Below are 10,744 nucleotides of genomic sequence, written 5' to 3'. Positions count from 1 at the left end.
GTTCCACAAGAACATTTAGTATTTGTGGAACAGGCATCTTGCCTGTTGCTGACATTGGTGCAAGATTGGAGTTTGTAGTCACTCGGCGATTGAAATCGCTACTATACAAACAAAATCCACGCAATTAAGTTTGTAGTCATTTGTTGAACCCTTCTCTAGAACAGGCAAGATGCAGTTCCACAAGAACATTTAGTATTTGTGGAACAGGCATCTTGCCTGTTGCTGACATTGGTGCAAGATTGGAGTTTGTAGTCACTCGGCGATTGAAATCGCTACTATACAAACGAAGTTCACTCCAAGCGGACTAAGAGATAAAGGGGATATCAAATCTGTATTATGTGAATCTATGCAAAAGCTCGGTTTATTTTTATTTATTCTATCTTTTCTACCGTGGTTGGCAGTTTTTTTTGTTGTGCCATTCCTGCCGCTGGACATTACCCAAAAAACTACTTTATCTTTCGTTCTGGCTGTTGGGGCAGAAGTTTGTTTTTGGATTAGCGTAGTGCTGTTGGGTAAAGAAGTAGTTACCAAATATCGGCGTTATTTGCATCCCCGATATCTTTGGAAAAAAACTTATAAATTTTAACCGTAGATGAACAGGGTTCGACGCAGATAATTAGCCGGGATGTTGGCTTTTATCTGCGGTCAAACTTAAGCTATTCGCTGAAAATTTGCAAGCGGATAGAGCGTTCTCCGTCTCCAAAATCTACTTCAATCTTTTCTCCCGAAAGACTGTCTAAGCATCCCAAAAGCAACCGCAAATTGGGTGTACTTGCTCCTGTATCCACGTACAATCTATCTGCCAAACTGCCTAAACGCTTCCAAATTGTGTAGAGTTTGACTACTGTTTGTTCTAGCTGTGCGGCTTGTTTTACAACGTCAGCCGTGGTTCCCAAACAGCCGACTCTCAAAGATTCTTCTAAGGCCATTTCCATGTCTAAATGAGACTGATTTAGAGCTTGCACTTGGGCGGCGGCGTCGAGATATTTTGATAAGTTCTTGGCGTCTGAAGTTAGCTGTTTGACAGTATCTACGTCGGGATTTTCTGCTACTTCTTTTTGAATTTCGCTTTGGTGAGATGGGGAGAGTTTCTCCATTTCTTTGACTAAAGGAGCGAGGTAGCGGGAAGGTAAAGAACCGCTAGATGCTTTTTCTTTGACTTCTTCTGGCAATAAATCTGAGTTCATTGCCATCCATTCGTCGGAGAGTTGTTTGACTTCGCGGCGGGTGATGCGATCGCCACTTGCTGCGGCATCTGTTACCATTTGCTGCACTTCGGGAGATGCTTTGGCGGTTTCTACAAAGGCTCTTTTGCTGAAGTTTCTAATGGAATTTGGGTCTAAATCTCCTTGCTGGATCAGAGTATCGGCACTATTAGCTAATTCTATCAAAGAATAGGCTTGACTTTTGCCAATTTCTCTTTCTTTAAGCCAGTTCAAAAACCCTGTGCCGCGTCCTTCGCCACCTTTTTTTTCTCTGTCTCGGACTGTTCGGAGAATGCGTCCCCGCCAAATGTCGGTTTGCAAGTCGAAGCGATCGCACACTTTCCAGGCATTGTCAACCTGATTTTCAAAATCAAATTCTGGTATTTGTTCGTCTTCGGGGTCTGGTAATTGGAAATTGATATCGGTAAAGCCGTTGAGGGCTTCTGCAAGTTCTGCGGGATTTAGGGGGACTTCAGCCATTAGGAAAAATTTGTGTAGTGCAACAGCCGGTTTAATTGGTAACTTGCACGGGTTGACAGTTGAGACGCTATATGTAGCGGTAAGGTAGGCAAGATTTACCTACTAATAGAGCTTTTGTGCAAGTCATATCATTATTGCACGATGGGGTGCGATCGGCGAAAAGATACCGAAAATGACTCCGGGCACGCCCCTGATGGGACTTGAGGCTAGTGCTGGCTGGGGGGGGATTGAGTTAAAGTGAATTAGGAAATTAAAGGAACTAATAAAATGCTGGAAACTACCAAACGTTAGGAGCGCTCTATCCCTTTGTTAGCATAGAATTGAGAAAATAAGCTAAAGGAAAAGTGCCCGGTCAGAACAAGGCATCGCTAATATCATTACGATCGAACCGGGTAAGCGAGGTGGTAAACCTTGTATTCTAGGCATAATAATTACGGTTTATGACCTGTTGAAATATCTCAATGATGGGATTAATTATGAACAAAATTTAAATGCTTTTTCGGATATGACGCAACATGATATGTGGAATTTTTGGATTTTTTATTAAATAGTTATCATATTAGGTTTCGGTAATCGCTAATAATGATTGTATACTAAGAGCGTAAGGCTCGCGAGCCTTACGCTCGCACTGTAGTCGTAATTAAGTGGACCGGACATAATATTATCTCCCTGCGTGAAATCATGCCCCAAGACTTCTCCGGTAAAAATCTCCGAGGCCACAATTTCAAAGGTCAAGACCTCACAGGTGCAAAATTCATCGGTGCAGACATCCGAGGCGCAAACTTCACCAATGCCCTGCTCAAACAAGCTGACTTCACCCTTGCCAAAGCTGGACTGCAACGCCGCTGGACAATTTTTATAGTAACTATCTCGCTATTTCTATCGTTAATATCGGGATTGATGTCAGGCTTGACTATTGCTTGGGTAACACTGTTTTTCACTCCAAATAGCATCAAACAGTACACCCTGATTCCAGGTGTCTTATTGCTGATAGTTTTGGCAATCTTCTTTATTGTTACCCCGCGCCAAGGTTTAGTGGCAGGTTTAGTGGCTGGGGCAGTGGCAGGGTCAGTGGCTGGGGCAGTGGGAGTGGGAGTGGCTGGGGCTGGCGCTGGCGCAGGAGCTGGGGCAGTGGCTGGGGCTGGCGCTGGCGCGGGGGCAGTGGCAGGGGCAGTGGCAGTGGCAGGCGCAAGGGCAGGGGCAGTGGCAGTGGCAGTGGCAGGGGCAGTGGCAGTGGCAGGGGCAGTGGCAGGGGCAGGGGCAGTGGCAGGCGCAGGCGCAGTGGCAGGCGCAGGCGCAGTGGCATGGGCAGGCGCAGTGGCATGGGCAGCACTAGGTATTTACATTGCTTGGCGTGCCCTGGCTGGGGATGAGAAGCAGGCTTTGATTCGCACCATTGCGATTGCCATTGCTACTACAGGCGGCACTAGCTTTCGCAATGCAGATATAACTGAAGCCAATTTCACTGAGGCAACCCTCAAAAGTACGGATTTTAGAACCGCCAATCTCACTCGCACTTGCTTCCGCAATACAGAAAAACTCGATCGCGCGCGAGTCGGTAATTCGATATTAGCTGATACCCGCGTCCGAGAATTACTCATCACCGGCAATGGCTACAAAAAATCCTATGTTAGTGCGAATCTCCAAGGAGCAAACCTGATAGGTGTTAATCTCAACGAGGCTAATCTTAAGCAGGCTAATCTCCACGAAGCAACTTTGCATCAAGCTAATTTGGAATCGGCAAACCTCACTGACACTCAAGCCTTGGCAACAGATTTTACAGCAGCTAGTTTTACAGGTGCTTGTTTGGAAGCTTGGAATATTGACGGTAATACAAAGCTCGATCGCGTTGACTGTCGGTTTGTTTATCTTCTAGAATATCCCCAACCGGGAACTGATGATCGCGAACGCCGCCCTCACCACATCAGTAAATGTTTTGAACCGGGGGATTTCGAGAAACTCTATAAAAAGATTATGGAAACCGTGCAAATCCTGATCAAAGATGGGCTTAACCCCGAAGCTTTTACCGCCGCTTTTCAGAAGTTAATGCGAGAATTTCCAGACATTACACCGGAGTCAATTCAAGGAGTTGAGAAGAAAGAAAACGATGTTTTGCTGACTCTCAAAGTTCCCGAAGGAACGGATAAGGGTAAAGTTGAGCAAATGTGGGACGAAGTTTATCAAGCAAAGCTAGAAGCTCAAATCCGAGCCGAACAATTAAAATCTAAAGATGAAATTATTGCCATTCAAAAACATTATAATGATGTCTTTGAAGACTTCGTGAAAGCAGGATATACTCAAAATTTAAATCTGAATGAATTTGTAAAATTGTTGACTCCGCCACCTGTTAATGTTAAGTTTATTAATGAAGTTAAATCTACATCAGAGAGTAAAGCTATGAGTGACCAAATCGACAAAAGTCGCAAAATAGAAATTACAGGCGGAACCGTTAATGCTAGCGGTGCAGGAGCCTTAAGTTTAGGTGATATCAGCGGTACTGTTGCCAATACAATTAATCAATTATCTGATTCTGCTAAACCAGATGAACCGGGAATTAAAGAATTATTGACTGAGTTACAAACAGCCATCGAGGCTGAAACTGATTTATCTGATGATGATAAAGCTGAAGCATTGGAACAAGTAAAAGCTTTGGCAGAAGTAGGGAAAAATCCCCAAGAAAGCACAATGCAAAAGGCGGGGAAAACGGCAATGAAGATTCTGAAAGGGACTATTGCTGGTTTACCTAGTGCGGCGACATTAGTGGAAGCTTGCAGTAAATTGTTGCCCGCGATCGCAAGTCTCTTACTTCTACCTTAAAATCTAATATTAAATATGCTGAATCGCATCTAATTTGTATGTTTAGGGCGGGCGAGACACCTCACGGGGATTCTTCGCTTCACTCAGAATGACAAGGTATGTTTAGGGCGGGCGAGACGCCCACCCCACGAAGATTCTTCGCTTCAATCAAAATGACAGCGCAACTTACCGTCCAGATTTTCTCGGCGGTGTAACGTCAGCGCGCTTCCGACGGATCAGCACGCTCATCACCTGCTTCGGATTAGCTGCACGTTGTACCGGGCTCCAATCGCCGACTTCGGCAAATCCCAGTCGGTACAAAGTGAGTATGGTTTCCCTGACACCCGATTGCGAACCGACAACCGTTAACAGCACCACTTCCTGTTCGGATACTGCTGGTGAGTCGTCATTTGAGCGATCGGACAAGTTGTCGTCAGGCACTAATTCCTGTGACATATTATGTTCTCCTGGTTTTGGGTTTTCTAGGAAAACCCAAAAACCCAGCCGCCCCGCAGTTCAACACATAGCAGGGCGGCTACAGAGGATGTTAAGATACTCCGTTAGCCTCCAGACTGCTTGTACCAGTTTGGCGGTTAGCTGTCCATTGCTGTTCGTAGCAGCTTTGGGCAGTGCAACTAGATTTTTGGGCGACGCGGGCTGCCTCCTCTACAAGCAAGCAACCTCTCACTTCAAAGCGTAGCCGCAGATGGGGGCCGCCGTCAATCGATTTTAGATTTTAGATTTTAGATTTTAGATTTGGGATTTGGGATTTGGGATTGAAGAATTGAACCCCGGACTAATCAGGGGACTTTGGGGGTTTTGATTGGGGATTGGCGGGTTTTGGGCGATCGCACCAATGAGACTCATAAAACGATCGCCTTTTCAACTTACCAACTACAACGGCGATACTTTATCGCGTTCAATCTCCTCGTGGGTAGTTGTTTTGCCGTTCAAAATTGTGCCATCTTCGGGCGGATTTTGTGGGCGATCGCGCTTCCGAAAGCGATCGCGAGCCGAGACAACCACCACATACAGAACCGGCACTATAAACAAACTCAAGACAGTAGAAACAACCATCCCCCCCGCGATCGCATTCCCTAGCGATCGGCGACTGGCGGCACCCGCACCTTCTGGATTAACCAGAGGAGCAATACCCAAAATGAATGATAAAGAAGTCATCAAAATCGGTCGTAAACGCTCTTGAGAAGCCTCAACTGCCGCCTTAGCAATTGAATATCCCCGCTCCCGTAACTGGTTCGCAAACTCCACGATTAAAATCGCATTTTTACTAGCCAATCCAATCAACATCACCAAACCAATCTGGCAATAAACATCATTCGCCAAACCCCGCAACGACTGAGCTAAAAGAGCACCCAAAATCGCCAGAGGCACCGATAGCAAAATAATGAAAGGATCGACATAATTTTCGTACTGCGCCGCCAACACCAAGAACACAAAAATCAGCCCCAAACCGAAAATAATCGGTGCTTGACCGCCCGATTCAATTTCTTCTAAAGAACTCCCCGACCATTCATAGCCAAAACCCGAGGGTAACACTTGAGCCGACACCTTTTCCATCGATTTTAGCGCCTGTCCAGAACTCGCTCCCGGAGCCGGAGAGCCAGTAATTTCAATTGACCTATATAAATTGTAGTGGTTAACAGTTTGTGCCCCCACCACCGGAGTTATCTTCACCAAATTGCTCAAAGAAACCATTTCATTCTTTCCAGAACGCACATACAATTTCCCAATATCTTCAGGGTTATCACGAAACTGTTTATCCGCCTGAACATACACCCGATAATTGCGCTGCTGCAGGTTAAAATCGTTCACATACTGAGCACCCAGAGCCGTTTGTAACGTACTGAAAACATCATTAATCGGAATATCTAGAGCCTTAGCTCGATTGCGGTCAACCTCCACAATTAACTGAGGGGTATTCGCAGCAAATGTACTAAATACCGCTTGCAATCCCGGTGTCTGATTTGCCTGCTTCAAAATCCCGCCCATAGTCTGGACTAAGCCATCTAAACCGCCGTTACCTTTGCGGTCTTGCAATTGAAATTGGAAACCCCCAAATTGACCTAAACCTTGAATAGCCGGCGGATTCACTGGGAAAATTCTCGCTTCGGGAATCGAGAAAAACTTACCCCGCAACTTACCAATAATCGCTTGTACAGTTTGATCTTCTCCGTGACGTTCTTCCCAGGCTTTCAGCGTAGTAAATATAATGCCTTGATTAGAAGTGCTACCGCTAAAACCAAATCCACCCACTGAAAAAGTCCCGACAACTTCAGGAAGTTTGAGGATTTCTGCTTCTACTTGATCCATTACTTTCTGAGTGTATTGCAGCGAAACACCTTGGGGCCCTTGAATAATTGTCATAAAATAGCCCTGGTCTTCTTCCGGGATAAATGCTGTGGGGACTGATAAATAAAGCCAAGCTGTTACTCCCAGAGAAGCGATGAACACGAGGGTGACAATAGTCTTAATTCCTGTGAGAAATATTAACGATTTGCGATATTGCCGCTGTACCCAATCTAGAACTCCATTAAACCTGTCAAAAACCCAACCCAGCGGGCCCCCAAACTTCGGTCCTCGACGCAGTAATATTGCTGAAAGTGAGGGCGTGAGAGTAATAGCAATAAAGGTAGAAAGCAGGACGGAAAAAGCAATTGTTAGCGCAAATTGTTTATAAAGCGCTCCTGTAGTTCCGGGGAAAAATGCCACGGGTACGAACACTGCCATCAACACTAAAGAAGTCGCAATTACAGCGCTAAAAAGCTCCCGCATTGACTCAAAAGCCGCTTGGCGGGCATTCATCCCTTGGCGGATCAGGCGGTCAATATTTTCTACTACAATGATAGCGTCATCAACCACTAATCCCGTCGCTAATGTCAGACCAAACAGAGATAAACTGTTAATCGTAAATCCGAAAACTTTGATAAAGGCAAACGTCCCAATCAAAGAAATTGGAATTGTGATGATAGGAATAATAGTTGTGCGCCAGTCTTGCAAGAAAACAAAAATAACTATAACAACTAGCAAGACAGCTTCAAATAATGTCTTGACTACTTCTGCCATCGACTCTTCTACAAACAAAGTCGTGTCCAGCGCTACTCTATGTATCAAGCCCGGAGGGAAAGCAACCGCTAGTTTTTCCATTTCTGTCTTGACGGCATGGGCAACATTCAAAGCATTACTTCCAGGCAGTTGGTAAATCCCTAAACCTACTGCATCATTGCCTCGAAATCGCAGAAATGAGCTGTAATTCTCTGCCCCTAGTTCTGCTCTCCCCACATCTTTTAATTTAACTAACGTTCCATTGGTCTCTGTTTTGAGGACAATTTCTTCAAATTCTGCTGGTTCTTTGAGGCGACTTTCAGCACGCAAGTCAATTTGATACATTTGTCCCTGTGGAGCAGGTTCTTGACCAACTCTCCCAGCACCAACTTGCAAGTTTTGTTCGTTGAGAGCTCTCGTTACATCTTGCATTGTGAGACGGCGAGCTGCTAATTTATTAGGGTCTATCCACAAACGCATTGCATAGCGTCTTTCTCCAAAAATTCGCACGTCGCCCACACCTTTTACCCGTTTTAAGGCATCTGCTAAATATAGGTCAGCGTAGTTGCTTAAAAAGATGGTGTCGTATTCTTTATTTTCGGTAAATAAACCGATCGCTAATAGGAGACTTGTAGATTGTTTGGTAACTCTAACTCCTGTGCGTTGTACGGCATCTGGTAATTGGGGTTGAGCAACTGCAACTCGATTTTGAACATCGACGCCGGCAATGTCTTTGTTGCGCGATGAATCAAAGGTAGCTGTAATGGTGCTGGTGCCATCGTTACTACTACTGGAAGTTAGATATTTTAGTCCTTCAACCCCGTTGATTTGCCTTTCTAGGATGTTGGTAACGGCATTTTCGACAATTTCAGCACTCGCCCCGCTATAGTTAGCTGTGACGTTGATTTGGGTAGGGCTAATGTCGGGGAAGCGCTCGATAGGTATGCTGGGGATGCTGATTGCCCCTACCAAGATAATAATTAAGGCGCAGACGCTAGCAAAGACTGGTCGTTTAATAAAGAAATCTGCAAACATTATTTGGGTAATGGGTAGTTGTTAGTTGATAATTCGTAATTTCTAATTTCTAATTAGACTTACGTCAAAAATTAAAATTTCCCCTTTTTTAATAGCTGAGCAATCAAGTAGTTTCACATACAGTACGTAGTTGCGCTTGTGCGCTCTTAAGAAGTGAATTAAGAGTGCTAAAGCGCAACAACATACCTTATTTTTTGCTTCCTACTGGTAATTTTTCCCCAGCTTTTTCCCCTTCCTCTTGAGCCATAATCGGAACACCGTCTGTCAGGTTAAGGATGCCTGCGGTAACAATTTTTTCCCCGGCTTTCAAACCTTGAATAACTTGATAATTATTCCCCTCAATGGCTCCCAATTTCACGGATTTTTGTCGCGCTACTAAAGGTGGCATCCCAGGTTTTGGCTGTTCCGGCTTTTGAGCTGTGAAGACAAAAGTTTCCCCACCTAAGCGAGTGACTGCTGTTACTGGAACTAAAATTCCGGGGTTCTGTTTCCAGATGACTTTAGCTTTTACAAACTGGAGATTAAGCAGTTCGCCGGTGGGGTTGGGAAAGGTGGCTTTAGCTAAAATTGTTTGGGAATTGGCGCTGACGTTGGGGGAGATAAAACTGATTTGACCTTGGGCGATCGCCTTACCTTGAGCGTCGAGCATTTGTACTGGCAGCCCTAAGCGTAATTGAGGCTGCCGTTCCAAAGGAATTGATAACCGCAAATCTAGCAATTGGTTCTCAGTCAGGGTGGCAAGGGCATCACCTTTTTGCAAGTAATCACCTACTTTCACTGGTATGTCGCCGATGACTCCTGCGAAGGGCGCGATGACGGCAGTTTCTTGTAGTTGTACTTCAAAGCCGCGCACTTGAGCGGCGGCCTCGGCAACTTGCGCTTCAGCTTGATCGAGCTGTTCTTGGCGAGTGCCGTTGGCTAACTGCGCTAATCTGCTCTTGGCTTGTGCAACTTCTGCTTCGGCTTTGGCTATTTCCTCTGGGCGCGAACCGTTTTGCAATTGCCGCAAAGCTTGCCGCTGCTGTTGCAAGGCTGCTGTCCGGCGCTCGATCTCGGCTTGTCTGTTCTTTTGTCGCTGCTCAAACCGCCTTTGAGCTTCTCGGAGGTTGGCTTTGGCGCTGCCTTCTTTTTGGGTGTATTGCTCAAGAGTGTTGGCAGATTCTGCACCTTCTCTTGCCAATGCCTGATATCTGGCAAGCTGCTGGGTGGCTAATTTTGCTTCGGCTGTGCTTGCTTCTATTTGCGCTCTTGCTTGGGCGATGTCTTCTAAGAGGCTACCTGTTTGGGCATCGGCGAGGTCAGCTTCAGCTTGGCTAACGCGGGCTTGGGCTTGACCAATTTCTTCTGGCCGAGAGCCCGATCGCAGTTGGGCGAGGTTGGCTTGGGCTTGCGCGACTTGGGCTTGAGCTTGGGCGATTTCTTCGGGCCTGGTTCCTGCTTGCAACTCGGCTAAGTGGGATTGAGCGCGGATCAGGTTGGCTTGAGATTGCCTCAAGTCAGCTTGGGCGCTGTCGCTTTTCATGCGGGCGATGGCTTGTCCTTTGTTTATGAAGTCCCCGGATTTGACAAAAATCTCGGTGACTAGCCCTTCTGCTTCGGGTTTGATTTCTACCGAACGCTTGGCCTCTAAGCTGCTGACAAATTCGGAGGCTTCTTGGACTGAGCTGGTTTGTACGGCTGCGAGCTTGACTGGTATGCCTGGGGGTTGGGCTGCTGCTGCCGGTTGCTGTGCGCGATTATGACCCGATTGCCACGAGTACCAGCCGAAACCTGCTGCGCCTGTGGCGATCGCGATCGCGGCAATTAGGGGCCAGCGCGATCGTGGTTTAGCAGCACGTTCGGGGCGATCGGCAACGGCTGCAAAATCTTCTGGTTGATCGCTGTCTGCATCGGTTGGGTGCAGTTCGGGTTTAGCAACAGGTTGGGGGCGATCGGCAACGGCTGCAAAATCTTCTGGTCGATCGTTGTCTGCATCAATTGGGTGCAGTTCCGGTGTGGGAGATTTTTGCTTTTCAGCTTCAACGACGGATTCTGGGGATTTAGAATAACTCATTGGCAGCACCACTTAGATTTTTTTTAACTTCTGACTGAGACTTGGGCGAAATCTTTGATTTTCCGGCGTTCCTCTCAAACATGGGGGAATAAGGACAAGGGATTTTAAAGAT

General features: G+C 46.3%; 8 protein-coding genes. 4 read left to right on the top strand and 4 right to left on the bottom strand.

Annotated elements, in window-relative coordinates; all coding sequences use genetic code 11:
• Positions 1-346: 346 nt before the first annotated feature.
• A complete protein-coding gene (locus QT979_RS14615) occupies positions 347-586 on the top strand; it encodes a transporter suffix domain-containing protein (protein ID WP_333210777.1) in 240 nt (79 codons plus the stop codon).
• Positions 587-656: 70 nt separating this feature from the next.
• Here the strand turns inward: QT979_RS14615 and QT979_RS14610 are convergent, their stop codons facing one another.
• The gene (locus QT979_RS14610) at positions 657-1,685 is read right to left on the bottom strand and encodes a hypothetical protein (protein WP_333080450.1); all 1,029 of its coding nucleotides are present in this window, start codon (positions 1,683-1,685) and stop codon (positions 657-659) included.
• A 364-nt stretch (positions 1,686-2,049) separates the two neighbouring features.
• On the opposite strand from QT979_RS14610, the gene QT979_RS14605 reads away from it, so the two are divergent.
• Together QT979_RS14605 and QT979_RS14600 are read left to right on the top strand one after the other, a co-directional pair.
• A complete protein-coding gene (locus QT979_RS14605; RefSeq protein WP_333310761.1) occupies positions 2,050-2,232 on the top strand; it encodes a DUF433 domain-containing protein in 183 nt (60 codons plus the stop codon).
• Positions 2,233-2,366: 134 nt separating this feature from the next.
• On the top strand, positions 2,367-4,502 hold the full coding sequence (locus QT979_RS14600) for a pentapeptide repeat-containing protein (protein WP_333310739.1): 2,136 nt from the start codon (positions 2,367-2,369) through the stop codon (positions 4,500-4,502).
• Between the two features lie 165 nt (positions 4,503-4,667).
• On the opposite strand, the gene QT979_RS14595 is transcribed toward QT979_RS14600, so the two are convergent.
• Positions 4,668-4,937: a hypothetical protein gene (locus tag QT979_RS14595; protein WP_333310737.1), complete on the bottom strand. Its 270-nt coding sequence runs from the start codon at positions 4,935-4,937 to the stop codon at positions 4,668-4,670.
• Positions 4,938-5,025: 88 nt separating this feature from the next.
• Here QT979_RS14595 and QT979_RS14590 point away from each other — a divergent pair, with 88 nt between their 5' ends.
• Positions 5,026-5,181, top strand: a complete 156-nt coding sequence (locus QT979_RS14590; protein ID WP_333310735.1) for a hypothetical protein — start codon at positions 5,026-5,028, stop codon at positions 5,179-5,181.
• A gap of 194 nt (positions 5,182-5,375) precedes the next feature.
• Here QT979_RS14590 and QT979_RS14585 read toward each other — a convergent pair whose 3' ends face one another.
• On the bottom strand, positions 5,376-8,579 hold the full coding sequence (locus QT979_RS14585; protein ID WP_333310733.1) for an efflux RND transporter permease subunit: 3,204 nt from the start codon (positions 8,577-8,579) through the stop codon (positions 5,376-5,378).
• Between the two features lie 187 nt (positions 8,580-8,766).
• A complete protein-coding gene (locus QT979_RS14580) occupies positions 8,767-10,632 on the bottom strand; it encodes an efflux RND transporter periplasmic adaptor subunit (RefSeq protein WP_333310732.1) in 1,866 nt (621 codons plus the stop codon).
• Positions 10,633-10,744 lie beyond the last annotated feature (112 nt).

This window comes from Microcoleus sp. w2-18bC1 (assembly GCF_036700365.1).
Taxonomy (GTDB): Bacteria; Cyanobacteriota; Cyanobacteriia; order Cyanobacteriales; family Microcoleaceae; genus Microcoleus.
The sequence above is the reverse complement of the archived record's forward strand: the minus strand, read 5'-3'. Positions and strand labels throughout refer to the sequence as shown.